The sequence below is a fragment of the Longibacter sp. genome, from assembly GCF_051155795.1.
Lineage (GTDB): Bacteria > Bacteroidota > Rhodothermia > Rhodothermales > Salinibacteraceae > Longibacter.
This window is the reverse complement of the sequence record NZ_DAXETW010000097.1, coordinates 1-15,952: the sequence shown is the minus strand read 5'-3', so window position 1 is coordinate 15,952 and position 15,952 is coordinate 1. Positions and strand designations below refer to the sequence as shown.

Genomic DNA, 15,952 nt, shown 5'->3' with positions numbered 1-15,952 from the left:
GTCGCCAGCTCGACCTCCGCCGACTCGAACGAAGACATCGAGTACAGCGGTAGCTCCGGCTACTACTACTGGGAGGTCTACTCCTACAGTGGCAGCGGCTCCTACGACTTTTATCTCGACTAGGACCCGCTTCTCACTCACCGCTTCTCACTCACCGCTCCTCACGGAGTGAATAGGTGAATAAAGCAATGGCGGCCGTCCCTTTGCTGGGGCGGCCGCTTTTTCTTTTCCGAGAGCTTTCGACGTATGCTATCAGGTAAAACGCCAAACGCCAGCCGACCCGGAGGATCGACTGGCGCAAGCGGCAAGCAGCGAGTGAAGGTGGGGACTGGTGCGGCGCGGGCATCGCGGAGGGGCCCGGTCGCCAGGTTCGTTTATGAACGTAATGCAAAGTAATTGCTCCCGGGGGAAAAGTAAACCCCGTTCCTTTCCGGCGATATGCGTATGCAGAATCTCACGATTCCCAGAGGCAGACAGGAATGCCGGGGGACAGGCTGCGACGGCAATGCGCCACGTCATCGCACCCGCGTCAGTCGTCCCGTCGTTTCAAAGGTGCGCCCGACGATGCGGTACAGATACAGGCCGCTGGCCAGCCCCTGACCGTCGATCTCGATGGTCGTCGCAGACGCTCCCCCCTGCAGGGTACCCGCGAAGACGGTTTGCACGTGCTGGCCGAGTACGCTGTACAGGTCGACGCGCACGGGCTGCGTCTCTCGCACCTGCAGCTGAAACGCGGCGCGATGCTGGAAGGGGTTCGGCGAGGCCGGACGGTGAATAAAGCGACCGCCGAAGGCAATTTCCGTCCGTTGGGGAGCGGAATACGTTGCCGAACCGTCCACATCGACCTGCCGCAGCCGCACGAGGTAGCTGCCCGGCGTCAGATCGCGCAGGCGCACCTGGTAGTCCTGCCGTTGCGCGGTTGTACCGGCCCCGTTGACGAAGGCGGCCTCTTCGTATCCACCAGTTGATGTCTCCTCTGCACGTCTCAGTTCCACCCCGAAGCCTGCGTTCCGGGTCTCACTGGCCGTCGACCACGCCACGAGCAGGTCCGTGCCGTCCGGGGTCGCCGTGAATCCCGTCAGTTCCACGGGAAGCGCGGTACCGTCCGGCGTTGCGCCGGGCGAATACCGGGCGCCCGTCCCGACCGTCGTATGCTGCTCGAACCCATCCGTGAGTCCCGGTGCCCGCGTCACCGACTGATCGGCATTCGCCTCGGGACCGTAGGTGGCGCCGTCGACCCGGTCGCCCGCCCCATCGTTGAGTTCGACCGTCCCGCCTGCTCCATCGAGACTCAGGCCGCCGCTCGCGACGAAGACGAGGCCGTCGATCCCCGTGGGCGTCCCACCGCCGAAGACGACCACCGACAGGTTCGGATCCAGCGACGCGCTCCCGAACGTGTAGAGCACCGTGCCGTCCCCGTCCGTCAGTGTGTACCCGTCGAGGTCGATCGTGGTGGTCCCGGTGTTGACGATTTCGATAAACTGATCGCCGTCGTCCGTGGTGCCATCGTTGTTTGCGTCGCCATCCGGACCGGGCGCAGGATCGGCATGAACCTCCGTGATAACGAGGTCATTGCCAGCGGAGACGTTGCCGTCCACAGCAATGAGATCCATCCCATTCATGAAGTCACCAAGGGACGAATCATCCGTAAACGAAAGGCCTGTACTCCCCGGCGAGCCGAGAATCGTCACCGTCAGGTTCAGGATCGTCCCGCCACTCGCAACGATCGGCTGCGTGTTGGCGGCCGTGGCGTTGATTCGACCGGCAGACGGTTTGTTGACGCTCGGGGTCCATCCCTGCGTCAGCGTACCACTGTCATCGACCCCTGTAATATCGATGACCGCCGGATCGTAGTCGATTTTAAGCGTATAGCTGATCACATTGTCGCCGGCAGTAAGCGGAGACTCCAGTTCGATCGGCACGGTCAGGGTCGTGCCTGGCGTCTCCCCCGTCAGGTCAGGCAGGGCAATCTGCGGCGAATCCTGAGCGACGGCCGCATGCGAGCATACGATCATCATGAATGCTGCGGCACAGAGCGCGGAAATGCGGTATCGAAAGCGCATGGTCAGGAGTGCGTTCGGGAAGGATCGGGAAAGTGCTACGTGGCGCCACAAACCCCTGTCAGCATCAGCGGAGGGTCCGGAAGCAAGCTTCCAAACCCTCCGCGGTGCCAACGTCGACCGATTGACACGTTACCTCACGACGGTCATCCGACCGGTATCGGTCTGCTTCTTGTCTCCCATCTGAACGGTGAGACGGTAGAAGTAGACGCCTGCCGACAGGCGCGATCCGTCAATCTGGATCGTCCGGTCACTTCCGGCCGATAGCGAGGTGCCGCGAATCGACTGCACGCGACGTCCGAGAAGGTCGTACACCTCCACGTCGATGCGCGCGTCCTGCGGCAGGTCCATCGCGATCTGCGTCGCCGTAGCGAACGGGTTCGGGTAGTTGCCCTTGAGGGCGAACTCCTCCGGTCGCGGTGTAAGCTCGGCGCGGGTCATCGACTTGGCCGACGCTTCGTTGACCACCGCTGTCCCCATCAGGCCGATCGGATCGTCCGTCGGAGTCCATGCGAGGTCGAGACGCGCAACCGTGCCTGTCGGGAGCGGGCGCGTGCCGGCAGCGGCCAGGGTCACCTGTCCGTCATCGCCGACGTTGTGCAGGAGCGACCAGCCCTCGGGGAGAGCCGACTCCACCGCCTCCAGCCCAAGCGATGCGTCGATCGACGTCACCACCTGGAAGGCGTAGACGGGTGTCGATCCCTGCTCCAACGTGAGCGGCAGGCGTAGGCGCTGCTCGCCGGACTCACTCTTCGCCGCGTCGAATGCGGGCGTGCCCCAGGCAAGGGCGGGCGCGGATCCACCCGACTTCGAAGCCAGGGCCGGCGAGGTCTCGCATCCTTCCTCAACCGGGAAGCACGTGATGATCTCGCTGGCGAACTGCAGGATGAGCGCCGCATCGAAGGCACCGACCGTTCCGTCCCCGGTCACGTCCGCCGAAATGAAGGCGGGGCCGTCCAGCGTCACGATTCCGGCCGCGTGCTGCAGCGCGATCGCTGCATCTTGCGCGTTCACGAAGACATTCAGCGACGCGTCGCCGTACAGCGGCGCGACCTCGACGGAGGCGCTGCCCCCGGTCGCGGCGGGCTGCCCCTCGTTGAATCGAACGTCGGACACGGTGATGTCCGAGGTGCTAAGCACCTCTTCTGCCCGGAACGTCACGTTCACGAGCGTACCTTCACCCTCGATGTCGAAGAGCACCGGGGTCGGTCCTCCGCTCGTCGTCGCCGCATCTTCAGCGGCTGCGATCTGAACGGTGTCATCACCCAGGTTCGAGACGAGCGTGAGTCCCTCGCTCAGCGTTCCCTCCGTTTCCACGGCGACCGGCTCGAGGACATCGCCGTCAAAGGCGAGGGTCATCTCGTAGGCCTGGACCGCCAGGTCGTCGAGGCTTTCAACGAGCACCGGGACGGTGAACGTCTCGTTCGGGTGCACGATGCCATCGTCCCCGACCTGCGGGTCGGGCGTCACGGCCAGCGACTCGATGACGTTCAAGGTAAACGGAACGGTCGCGGTCGGCGTCTCCGGCGCGTTCGTGTTGAAGGTGTACTCGACGTCATACGTCCCGCCGGGCAGGCCGGTCGCATCGATCGAGAAGGTCAGGTCGAGCGACTCGCCGGGCTGTACGGTGCCGGAAGCCGGCTCGTACGCCACGTACTCGAAGCTCTGCGCGATCTGCACGTCGTCGATCTGCGCGTACCAGTCCCACGGGCTCGGATCCGGCGTGTAGTAGCGGAAGCGCACCTGGAAGGTCTCCCCGGCGGCCACCTGCCCATCCAGAGGAATCACCTGCTGCACGCCGCCATTCTCTACGAACAGGCCGCCGGACGGGGTGTCATCGTCGAGCTGGAGCACGTTCGTCCACGTCGTTCCCCCGTCGGTCGTGACATCCACGTCGAAGAAGTTCTCCGGTGGGATCGCCTGGAAGTTGACGAGGAAGCGCAGGGACATCCCCTCGACGCCGGTCATTTCAGGAGAAATGAGCTCCGTGTCGTACGGAACGCCCGGCCCGGCCTCATCGCTGTCAGCCGCGGCCGATCCACCGGTTCCGGCGAAGTTGCCCCGGCCCCAGTCGTCGTTCGTCTGCCACACGACGCCATCGTCGGTGTTGTCAACGACCGACCATTCGCTCGGAATGCCGTCGTCGAAGTCTTCCTCCATCAGCACGTTCACGAAGACAGCGGACGGAGCCACGGATGAACCGGGGTCAGACACCACGGTCTCCGAGCTGGTGTATTCGAGCGGACTTCCGCCCGGGTTCGACATCGTCAGCGTCCGGGTGTACGTCTGACCCGGATAGGCCTGCAGGTCGAACTCGGCGGGCGACAGTTCCACCTCCGGTGCGGGCAGACCTTCACCGCTCAACGCCACGGTCTGCGCTCCACCCGGAGCCCCGTCGACCGTGAGCGTTCCGGTGATGGTCCCGACAGAGGACGGTGCAAACGTCACCTCGACCTCCCGTGATACGCCGGCGGGCAGGGTAAAGGCGCCGTCTCCGCTTTCCTCGAAGGTAAAGTCGCCGTTGTCAATCGAGAGCGCCAGGTCGATCGCTGCGCGGCCGGTATTCGAAACCAGCACGGTCTGCGTCTGATCGTTCCCGATGAACAGCGAGTCATATGTCAACGCGTCGACATCGAGCGCGAGCGCGCCTTCGGCATCCACCTCAAGGGTGACCATCACCTCCTCGGCGGGCTCACCCGGGACGTCAGAGATCACGGCCAGTTCGCCGGTGTAGGTCCCTTCATACAGCCCTTCGGCCGTAATCACTAAATCGAGATCGACGCTGTTCTGCGGCGCGATCGTCCCGGCCAGCAGGTTCGAGCGAACAAACCCGACGCTGTTCAGCGCGAGGTAGCCGAGCTCGTCCCCTCCGCCGAGAAGGCCGACCAGCGTGGTCGCCCCCGTCTCGCGGTCTGCAATGCGGAGCTCTCCGCGGCCGCCCCCGGCATTGTTATATGCCGCCATATACAGGCGACCCGTCGCGAGGTCGAAGTCCATTCCCTGTGCGAAGTTGGCATCGAACCCGACCGAACCGATCGTCTCCGTCTCCCCCGTCTCAGGGTCAATTTCGAGGAGCACGTCCGACCCGATTTCCAGGCCGTACATGCGCCCGAAGTCGTCGACGGCGATGCTAATGACGATTGGCGCGCCCTCGATTTCAGCCACTCGCGTTGCCGCGCCGGACGTCGGATCGATGGTGTACAGGTAGGATGCGCTGCCGTCGCTCGTCGAACCGTATAGCGTCCCGTCGACCGGGTTGCTCGCCACCTCGGTCCAGGTTTCTCCGCTGGTCTGCGGAACGGACTCTCCGAAGGTCGTGATGCTTCCTCCGGTTGTGATCGAGTGGAACGCGTTATCGGCGTTGGTAATCACGTAGAACCGATCCTGTTGTCCCACCGCAAAGTCGCCGGCGAAAATCGTGGGCGAGCTATCCAGCGCGAACAGCGACTCGGGATCTCCGAGGTCGAACCGAACGAACTGGTCGGCGAGCGTGCCGAACACGGACGAGCTGAAGGCATCGAGATTAAGTTCGGCCATCGGCTCCGGCAGGAAGTCGAAGGCAGGGGCATCGCCGCCGGATGCATTGGCGCCGAGCTCCGGCCGGCTCGTTCCGGCGAGTTTCTTGAGCGACTCCGCCATGCGGTCGTACTTCAGCCGCTGCTCCCCCTTGAGCCGCGGCTCGTACGTCGGGGCGATCCCCGACATGCCGCGGAGTTCGACGCGGAAGTTCTGCTCTCGCATCGTCGGGTTGCTCACCGTCAGCGTACGCTCGACCGATTCGTCGGCGTTGAGCGCCTCATCGATCTCGGTCAGCGAGAGCTCGAGCGGATACGGCGCACCCGTCACATCGAGACCGGTCTGGATGGCAACCGACGCACTCGATGATGCATTCGCGGCCGACCCGCGCAGCGTGTAGTCGTACAGGCCCTGATCCAGGTCCGTGGCGTCAAACCCGACGGTGAACGTCTCGCTGGCACCACCGGAGAGCGACGCAGACGTAGGCGAAAGCGTCAGGTATTGCGGGGCCGTCTGAATGGCGACCGCGAGTCCGTCCTCCGCATACGGTGCGTTGAACACAACCTGCAGCCCGTCCGAGCCGGTGGCATTTTCGACACCGATCGTGGCGCTATCGGCCGGATCCATCGTTTCGTACTGGAATTTGATGGTGCCGTCCGCATACAAGATGACCTGGAACGTGTAGCGATTGGTGCTAAAGAACTTCGCCACGTCGTCGTACTGCACGATGAAGCGGTCCTCGGCTTCGTCGTACCGCGTGTAGATCGCCCCGGCGGAACTCGGATCGAGGTCATCCCAGAAGGGCGCGATGATCGCGTTCGGGGCGGCGGGAGACGGGATCGTGGCGTTGGTAAACTCCGACGCCGAGCCATCGAAGATGAGGTATCCGTTCGAGCCAATCCCGACGTCGGAGTATGTCTCGCCGTAGAACGAGAAATTGAACGGGAGTGGCACAGACGTAACGGTCTCATCACCTGCGGACACTGGCGTACCATCCCCGCTGATGTCGATCCAGTCGAAAGCCGGTCCGCCGTCCTCGTTGCTGTCGATCCAGTTGTAGCCGAAGTCATCCGGACCGCCGGCGCCCAGAAGCACGGGGTAGCCGACCCCGCCGAGGCCGTCGCTGCCTTTCGCATGATCGGTGGACTGGACGGGCGCGGATACGTTGTTCGTTTCGATGCCGGGTTGACTGAGCAGCTCGAGCGCGGCAAAGCCGAAGAAGTCCACCGCGAGCTCCTCCGTTCCGTCGTTGGTCACGGAGAAGGACGCCGTGCCCGTATCGCCGATCAGGAGCGAGGTCCCGACCGAGTCCGTCGAGACGGAGAACTCGGGCCCTTGCTCCGTCACGAGAGATGGCGAGTTGGAGACCGGCGAGGTGTTCAGAAACTCGTCCGACGCCCGGATGGCAAACCACAGTTCGGTATCGAAGGGCAGGCCCTCGACCGTGAAGCTCTCCGCGGTGCCGGCTTCGGCCGGGGCGGGAACGCCGTCGACCGGTATGGCATCCGCGAACGTCGCCTCCGTAATCGGGCCGGTCTCGCTGTAGCGCAGGTCGTAGCTCTCCGCTGTGCCCGTGTCGCCATCGTCGCCCGGCGCCGTCCAGGTCAGCGTAATGCTCGTGCCGATCGCCTGCATGGCGGGCGTCTCAATCGCGAGGTCCGTGATGGCCGCCGGAGCGACCTCGTCCGGTCCCTGCAGCGCGTTGAAGGCATCAAGCCGGCGACCGAGGAGGAAGCCCGGGTTCAGGTCGCTGACGTCCACGCCGGAGTTGGCGAGGAGGGCCTTGACCACGTCTGCGCTCATGCCCGGCATCTCCGAGGCGATGAGACCAGCGGCTCCCGCGATGTGCGGCGCAGCCATGGAGGTTCCGGAGAACGACCCGTAGCCGCCCAGCTGCGACGTGTGGAGGGTGCTGATCACGCCGTCGATCCCGAACTGCCCGCCCGGTGCTGCGACGTCCACGTGCTCCCCGTAGTTGGAGAAGGACGACTTGGTGTCGGTGTCTTCGGTCGACGAGACGTTGAACGAGCCCTCGTAGAAGCCGGGATAGTAATCGGCCGAGCTGTTGGAGTTGCCCGCGGACGTGACGTAGATTCCACCGTCGATCGGCGCATCGGGTCCGCCGGCGTTCGCATTGAAGTAGTCGATCGCGTCGAGCACCGGCTGCTCGAAGACGCCAGGCGAGGTGTAGCCCCATGAGTTGTTCGAGATCACAGCGCCGTTGTCAGCGGCGTACACGACGGCTTCAGCAAATCCGTCGACCGTGGAGGAGAACGTCTGCGTGATCATGAGGCGGACACCGCTCTCCGGCGTGCCGTCACCACCGGCTACACCGGCCACGCCGGTGCCGTTGTTGTTGCGTGCGGCGACGGTTCCCGCGACGTGGGTTCCGTGCGAGTTGTCGATCACGGACGGGTCGAACGTGTCCGGAATCGGATCGTCATCGGCGAAGTCGTACCCGACGACATCATCGACGTACCCGTTGCCGTCGTCGTCGACCCCGTTCAAGTCGCCCCCTTCCGAGGCGGGCGTCCGGTCGAAAACGCCGTTTCCGTTGATGTCCTCACCCTCGTTGATCCAGAGCGCGCCCTGGAAGTCCGGGTGATCCAGGTCGAGTCCCGAGTCCACGATGGAGACGATGACCTCGGAGCTTCCCGTCTGAATATCATGCGCCTCCGGGAGGTTCACGTCGACGTTCGGCGTCCCGGTTTCCCCGTCCTCCGGGATGTTGGTCTGCCCTGTGTTGTCGTAGTGCCACTGACTCCCGTACAGGGGATCGTCCGGGACAAACTGCATGGCGGATCCGGCCTCCATGCGAACAGCCGCCTCGCGCGTCGGGCCGTTGATCGCGGACACGTCGAACGTCGGTTTGCCGTGGAGCGTCTTCTCGTACACCGGCGAGGCAGCCTCGATGGCCGGGTCCGCCAGGTACGCCCGCGCAGCGCCCTCGACGTCTGTTCCGGGTCGCACCTCGATCCGGTACCAGCGATCGAGCCCCCAGGCGCGGTGGCGTTCCTCAAACTTACCGGCTGGTCGGAAAATCCGGCGCATCTCGACGACGCCGTACTGCTGGTGCAACTGATCCATCGACGTGATGCCGGTCTGAACGACGCCGTCCTGCTGCGCCACGTTCATGCCGCCCATCGCGCCTCGGTCCAGCTTCACGTTCAGCTGCGTACCGGTGGTCTGGGCCTGCGCCGGCGCAGCGGCAAAGAGGATGGCCAAGCAGAAGACGAAAAGGGTCGTGAGCACGGGTCGCCGAGAGCGATCGGCGGCGGAGTGCGATGGTGCCTCGGGTGAATACCAAGATGCATTCATGTCTACGGTCTCTGGTCTACGGATATAGGGCACGACGGACGAGGTGCCGCCCGGGGACCTTCCAGGTGGGGGACCGACACGGTCCACGGGCAACAGATCCACCCTCTCAAACACGCCAAGATTTGGCCTCTTCAAGTGTCGTATTTGAGCAGGCATGCGTTCTCGCGACACCCAGAGTAGCAGGAAGGCGACATGAAAATCAAACGAACGGGAGCGAATATACCTTCGTAAACGCCGCGAATAGAACTCACCACATCCTATTGTTTCGCATGGGTTTAGACAAAGCCCGAAAGGACGAACGCCATGTGACGAACGGTCCGGTTACGGACGTTTACTGCACAAGTAGATGCGAAACGGGCGAAAGGCTTGCGCGCGAACAAGCCCTGGATCATGTATTACAATCCATCGGCGTATGCGTCTTCGATCCAGACGTTTGGATAATTATTTAAACACAGAAGTTGTTACCACAAAATGCCACGGACAGGCAGCGACGGGAAATGTCGTGTGCCAGTCGCGTCTCGTTTCGCGGCCGACGCACCGGGCGGGTCCTGCGGCATCGGCGGGTCGTCTGCATCCGTCAGATGACGGTACATAACGAACGCCGGCGCCTCCATACGGGGAGACGCCGGCGAAATGGCCCGGCCGTGGGCCGGATCATGATGGGTGAGTGCAACCGGTTAGAAGGTCTCGAGATACCGATCCAGCTCCCACTGCGAGACGGAGGCGAGGAAATCGGTGTACTCGTGCGTCTTCGCCTCGGTAAACTTGCTGGCGATGTGCGGGCCGAGCGCGTCCAGAATCACATCGTCGGCATTCAAAGCGGTGAGCGCCTGGCCGAGCGTACTGGGGAGCGTCTCGATGCCGCGGTCGATGCGGTCCTGCTCGGTGAACTCATAGATGTTCTCCCGAACCGGGTCCGGGCAGTTGAGTCCCTTCTCGATGCCGTCCAGGCCGGCGTGCAGCATGACCGCCAGGGCGAGGTACGGGTTGCATGATGGATCGGGCGAGCGAAGCTCGATGCGCGATGCGTTCGGCCCGCGGGCGGCAGGCTTCCGAACAAGGGCGGACCGGTTGACGTCGCTCCACGCCACATAAATCGGCGCTTCGTATCCGGGGACGAGTCGTTTGTAAGAGTTCACGGTCGGGTTGCAGATCGCCGTGATCGCAGGCGCGTGCTCCAGGACGCCGGCGAGGAACTGGTAGGCCGTCTCGCTCAGGCCGAACTCATCACTTTCCTCATGGAAAGCGTTGCCGTCTTCGCCGAACAGCGAAATGTGCGTGTGCATGCCCGAGCCGTTGATACCGGAGATGGGCTTCGGCATGAACGTCGCGTGGACGCCGTGCAGCTCCGCGACCGCGCGAACGACCGACCGGAAGGTCGCGATGTTGTCCGCTGTCGTGAGGGCATCGGCATACTTGAAGTCGATCTCATGCTGGCCGGGCGCCACCTCGTGGTGGGAGGCTTCCACTTCAAAGCCCATCGCCTCCAGCATGTAGATGATCTCTGCCCGGATTTCCTGGGCGAGGTCCTTCGGTCCGAGGTCGAAGTAGCCGCCGTGATCGTGCGTTTCCGTTGTCGCGCGACCTTTCTCGTCCTTCTCGAAAACGAAAAATTCGGGCTCCGGGCCGGCGTTCATCTCGTAGCCCATGTCCTCTGCCCGGGCAATGGCGCGTTTCAGCACGTGTCGCGGGTCGCCTTCAAAAGGCTTGCCGGTACTGGTGTTGATGACGTCGCAGATCAGGCGGGCCGACACGGTCGAGTCCTCCCGGCGGCTGCGCCACGGCAGGATGGCGAACGTGTCGGGATCCGGATTCAAACGCATGTCCGACTCCTGAATCCGAACGAAGCCCTCGATGGATGAACCGTCGAAGTAAATGCCCTCTTCGAACGCCTTGGCCGCCTGGTGCGCCGGGATCGAGACGTTTTTAACGGTTCCGAGGATGTCGGTAAACTGAAGGCGCAGGAAGTCTACGCCTTCCTCCTCGATCAGAGAAAGGATTTCGTCGTTGGTTGGCATGGAAGATGAATCGTCGTTGATGGTGGGTAGTGGGTCACGAAACTTCTGGGATGGTGCCGTCCGCAGCGCGACGAATGCTCATTGCGCGTCATCGTCGTGATCGAACAGCGCCGTAGGCTCGGTCGGAAGGGCACGCGTTTCCTTGAAGGTGCTGAGGACGATGCTCGTGCTGGTGCTGCTCACACCGGCTATTCCCTGCACGCGCGACAGAAAACGTTCGAGGCTCGTCGTGTTCTTCGTGCGCACCTTCATGACGTGGGAACCGTCTCCGGTGATGGAATGCAGCTCCAGCACCTCGTCCATGGACGTCGCCCGCTCGACGAAGGCCGGGTAGTGCTCCGAGCCGTCGACGGAGACGCGGATGATGGCTGTGATGTCGAAATGCAGACGCTTCGGGTTCACGATGGCGTGATAGCTCTCCAGCACACCGCGCTCTTCCAGCTTCCGCATCCGCTCGCTGACGGCAGACACCGACAGGCCGACAACATCCGCCACGGCGCTCCGCTTCATCCGGCCGCGCTCCTGCAGCAGTTCCAGAATGGTCGCGTCAATGTCGTCAATGCGATTCGCCACGTTGAGCCCACGTCTTTAATTATTTTGGTCATCGCTGAATATACAGCCGCATAATTTGGTTTTTCAAGGCTAGAGCCTAAAATATTTTGTAATCGGCGTGAAACTCTCGTTGTCGACGTTGAACCGTTCGCGCCGCGACAGGCGGCCGCATTTCGCCCTTCGCCCGCCGACGTATGCCCTGACCAGCCTTTCCCCGAATCTTCGGAAGCGGTTCCGAACGCACCACTACGTGCGTCGTACCTATTGTATTGACACAGACTTCGGCACGTCCGCACAAACCGGAGCAGCAAAACGGTTGTACCAGACGGGCGCAGTGACCCCCGCAGTTCGCCCACCCGGGGGCATTCGACCGCGTGCCGATGCTCATCGTCCTGTTTACCGAACCCCGTCGCCATGTCTTCCATCCTGGTCACCGGTGCCAACGGCCAGATCGGCAGCGACCTCGTTGAGACGCTGCGTGCCCGTCGCGGTAACGCGCACGTCGTCGGCCTCGACCTCCGCCGCCCCTCGTCAGACACGGCCGCCACGCCGGGTCCGCCCTCGGCCAACGGCCAGGCCTCCAGACCGTCAGACGACGCGCCGTTCGTGGTGGCCGACGTCCGCGACCGCGATGCGCTCGCCTCAGCGATCGAGCGCTACGATGTAAAAACGGTCTACCACCTGGCGAGCCTGCTTTCCGCCAACGGAGAGAAGGTGCCGGACCGGACGTGGGATGTCAATATCAACGGCCTGAAGCATGTCCTGGACCTTGCCCGCGAGCACGGGATGCAGGTATTCTGGCCGAGCTCCATCGCCGTCTTCGGGCCGGCAACCCCGCGGGAGAACACGCCGCAGAATACCGTGCTGAATCCGTCGACGATGTATGGCGTCACGAAGCGCAGCGGCGAGCTCCTGTGCCAGTACTACCACCAGCGCTACGACGTGGACGTCCGCAGTCTCCGCTACCCCGGGCTCATCAGCTACGCCACGCTCCCCGGCGGTGGCACCACGGATTACGCCGTCGACATGTACTATGAGGCGCTCCGGTCCGGGTCGTATACGTGCTTCGTCCGCGAGGACACCCGTCTTCCCATGATGTACATGCCCGACGCCATCCGGGCGACGCTTGACCTCATGCGCGCTGATGCCAGCGACGTCACGGTGCGAGACAGCTACAACATCACGGCCATGAGCTTTGCCGCTGGGGAACTCGCCGACGCCATCCGCGAGCACCTGCCGGCGTTTACGTGCAGCTTCGAGCCCGACAGCCGCCAGGAGATCGCCGACGCCTGGCCCGCAACGATCGATGATGCCACCGCCCGCCGGGACTGGAACTGGCGTCCGGATTACGACCTCGAGGCGATGACGGCGGATATGCTGGATCACCTCCGCGAAACCCTCCCCGAAGACGCCGAATCGGTCGAACGGTAGGCGTTGGTACGTTTGGGCGTTGATGCGTTTTTCCGTTGGAGCGTGTGTTCGTTGGGGCGTTGAACCCTGAACTTTGAACTCTGAACGTTGAACTGACCACACTGCCATGCCTGAGTCCGCCACCGCCGCCTTTCAGAACGAGTTGCAGGAGATCCGGGACGCCGGGCTGTACAAAGAGGAGCGCGTCATCACGTCCCAGCAGGATGCCGACATCGAGGTCGCATCCGGCCAGCACGTCGTCAACTTTTGCGCGAACAACTACCTCGGCCTGGCGAACCATCCCGACGTGATGAAGGCAGCGAAAGACGGGGTCGACGAGTACGGCTTCGGCGTCGCCAGCGTCCGCTTCATCTGCGGTACGCAGACCGTCCACAAGCAGCTCGAAGATGAGCTCTCGGCGTTTCACGAGAAAGAGGACACCATCCTCTACAACTCGTGCTTCGACGCCAACACGGGCCTTTTCGAAACCATCCTGGGCGCGGAGGACGCCATCATTTCCGACCGACTCAACCACGCGTCCATCATCGACGGCATCCGTCTCTGCAAGGCGGATCGGTACGTCTACGAGCACAGCGACATGGACGACCTGGAGGGCCAGCTTCAGGAGGCGCAGGACGCCCGGGTCCGTATGATTGCCACCGACGGCGTCTTCTCGATGGATGGCGACGTGGCGAAGCTGGACGAGATTTGCGACCTGGCGGAAGAGTACGACGCCCTGGTGATGGTCGACGAGTGCCACGCGACGGGCTTCATGGGCGACGGGGGCCGCGGAGCCGCGGAGTCGAAGGGGGCGCTGGACCGTGTCGACGTCATCACGTCAACCCTCGGCAAGGCTCTCGGCGGGGCAACCGGCGGCTTCACGACCGGTAGCGGTGAGATCGTTGAGCTGCTGCGGCAGAAGTCGCGCCCGTACCTGTTCTCGAACGCGGTCGCCCCGATGATCGCGAACGCCAGCCTGAAGGTGCTGGAGATGCTGCAGGAAAGCGAGGAGCGGCGCGAACGGATCTGGAAGAACGCCCGCTACTTCCGCAGCGAAATGGAAGAGCGCGGCTTCGACATCAAGCCCGGCGACCACCCGATCGTCCCGATCATGCTGTACGACGCGCAGACCAGCGCCACGATCGCCGACGAACTGCTGGAGCGCGGGATCTACGTAATCAGCTTCAGCTACCCGGTCGTCCCGAAAGGCGAAGCCCGCATCCGCGTCCAGATGTCTGCCGCGCACTCGCGAGACCAGCTCGACCGCGCCATCGACGCGTTTACGGAGGTCGCCACGGAGCACGGGGTGACTTGAAGGCGCGTGAACCGCACGGAGGAACTGGGCGTTTCTGCACCGTGTACGTCACACAAACAGTAACGACGACGTACATCAGAGCCTGGCATGAAGTCCAAACTTACCCTGCGTCTCGACGATGAGGTCAAAGAACAGGCGAAGCGCCTCGCCACGCGCCGGGGCACCTCTGTCTCCAGGATCGTTGAAGATTACTTTCGCCTCTTGCTTCGGCAAGATCCGGCGGAGGGCACCGGCGAGCGAACGGGGGCGTCTGAAAAAGGCGCCCTCGAAGCGGACGATCTCAATATCGTTCCCGAGGACCTGCCGCCCCGTACGCGTCGCATGCTTCAAGACGTGAATCCGGTCGACGAGCCGCTCGATCTGGACGACGACACGCGTGTCTGGATCGATGCTGCCCACGAGAAGCACGCGTAGCGGAGATGACGATCCTGTTCGACACAAATGTGCTCATCGACGCGGCCGTCGCTACCCGATCCTATCACGGCGCGGCGGTTCGTCTCATCGCAGCGGCCGAGCGAGGTGACATCCGCGGACTGTACGCCCCCATCTCGATTGCGACGTGCTGGTACGTGGCGTACGAGAAAGAGCGGGTGGACCCGCGGGGTTTGTTTCAACTACTGGCCGACGTGATGGACGCGGTGCCGATGGGACGCTCGGTGCTCCTCCAGGCCCTGCAGTCGCCGGGGACGCGTGATTTTGAAGATGCCTATCTCGCAGCAGCCGGGGCGACGGCCGGAGCCTCAGCGGTTGTGACACGCAACGACGCCGATTTTTCAGAAACCGATCTGAGGCCCTATCATCCGATGGATTTAATCCGGATGCTGGCGGCGTAGGGGGCACTACCGGCATAGAACGTCAAGCGGCGACAGTCGTCCTCTAAATCGGAGAGCGCCGCGTTAATCTCCACGCATCAGGTCAGGAGCACCATCAAATCGTGTGTGCGCGGCGGATCTTAATGGTGGTGAACAAGGAAGGCTTTCAGCACCTTCTCAGCGGCTTGCTACGCCATGAACGTAGTGAGGTAGTGCTTCCTGGAGTGGGCATGGAAGCAAACCGTGTCGCACGGCGTGCTCGCGTAGTGGTTCAACAGAATGTACTCGAGCAGGCGCACCGCCGGCAACTCAGTTTCGCACGAGCTCGACGCGGCGGTTTAGCGCACGGCCCTGAGACGACTCGTTCGTCGAAACCGGCCGGCTCTCGCCGTAGCCGACCGCTTTCAACCGGTCGGCATCAATGCCGCGTTCGGTCAGCCAACGAACCACCGACTGGGCGCGCCTCTGAGAAAGCGTCTCGTTGTACGCTTCGGCCCCCACGGCGTCGGTATGGCCTTCGATGACCAGGCGAAGGTCCGGCTGCTCGTTCAAGAGCGACAGAACCTCGCGAAGAACGGTCGCTGAACCTGCACGTAGCTGCGCGGAGTCGACATCGAACCGGATGCCATACGCGATGGCTCGTTTTCGGTCTGATAGCGACTGCGTGATGGCTCCTTCGGTTGGAACCGTGCAGTCGGGTTGATTTGCCCCGTCGTTCCGAGTTCCAACCCACAGCCCACGGTATTCTCCATTCTGATACCAGACACCATTCAGCGCGTCCCCGGATTGCGAGAGAACCATGATGGCCGTTCCGATGTCTCCTCCGACATCATGGCGCCACTCGAACTGCGCGACCGCTCCGTCAATACTGCCGACGAGCGTCCCACCGCGGAAATCGTAGCATCCGTAAATCCGCGTCCCCCGCTGCTCGATGTGCATTAACTCGTAGTT

At 63.2% G+C, this 15,952-nt stretch carries 9 protein-coding genes; 4 read left to right on the top strand and 5 right to left on the bottom strand.

Features of this window, described 5'->3' with window-relative positions; all coding sequences use genetic code 11:
- Positions 1–515 precede the first annotated feature (515 nt).
- The 4 genes from ACFCU0_RS10545 to ACFCU0_RS10530 form a co-directional block, all read right to left on the bottom strand.
- Entirely contained in the window at positions 516–2,063 is a 1,548-nt protein-coding gene (locus ACFCU0_RS10545; protein ID WP_434973631.1) for a lamin tail domain-containing protein, read from the bottom strand.
- A gap of 129 nt (positions 2,064–2,192) precedes the next feature.
- Positions 2,193–8,801, bottom strand: coding sequence for a S8 family serine peptidase (locus ACFCU0_RS10540; protein WP_434973630.1), 6,609 nt, complete (start codon positions 8,799–8,801; stop codon positions 2,193–2,195).
- 770 nt (positions 8,802–9,571) lie between these two features.
- A complete protein-coding gene (gene glnA / locus ACFCU0_RS10535) occupies positions 9,572–10,912 on the bottom strand; it encodes a type I glutamate--ammonia ligase (RefSeq protein ID WP_434973629.1) in 1,341 nt (446 codons plus the stop codon).
- Positions 10,913–10,990: 78 nt separating this feature from the next.
- Positions 10,991–11,485 (bottom strand): Lrp/AsnC family transcriptional regulator, encoded by a 495-nt coding sequence (locus tag ACFCU0_RS10530; RefSeq protein ID WP_434973628.1) that lies wholly within the window; start codon positions 11,483–11,485, stop codon positions 10,991–10,993.
- A 393-nt stretch (positions 11,486–11,878) separates the two neighbouring features.
- Between ACFCU0_RS10530 and ACFCU0_RS10525 the strand changes: the two genes are divergently transcribed.
- From ACFCU0_RS10525 to ACFCU0_RS10510, 4 genes are all read left to right on the top strand, one after another.
- A complete protein-coding gene (locus ACFCU0_RS10525) occupies positions 11,879–12,895 on the top strand; it encodes an NAD-dependent epimerase/dehydratase family protein (RefSeq protein WP_434973627.1) in 1,017 nt (338 codons plus the stop codon).
- Positions 12,896–13,001: 106 nt separating this feature from the next.
- On the top strand, positions 13,002–14,189 hold the full coding sequence (kbl, locus tag ACFCU0_RS10520) for a glycine C-acetyltransferase (protein ID WP_434973626.1): 1,188 nt from the start codon (positions 13,002–13,004) through the stop codon (positions 14,187–14,189).
- Positions 14,190–14,276: 87 nt separating this feature from the next.
- Positions 14,277–14,603: a DUF6364 family protein gene (locus ACFCU0_RS10515; RefSeq protein WP_434973625.1), complete on the top strand. Its 327-nt coding sequence runs from the start codon at positions 14,277–14,279 to the stop codon at positions 14,601–14,603.
- 5 nt (positions 14,604–14,608) lie between these two features.
- Positions 14,609–15,022: a type II toxin-antitoxin system VapC family toxin gene (locus ACFCU0_RS10510; protein WP_434973624.1), complete on the top strand. Its 414-nt coding sequence runs from the start codon at positions 14,609–14,611 to the stop codon at positions 15,020–15,022.
- A gap of 288 nt (positions 15,023–15,310) precedes the next feature.
- Here the strand turns inward: ACFCU0_RS10510 and ACFCU0_RS10505 are convergent.
- The coding region (locus tag ACFCU0_RS10505) for an OmpA family protein (protein ID WP_434973623.1) at positions 15,311–15,952 on the bottom strand (642 nt) is incomplete at its 5' end.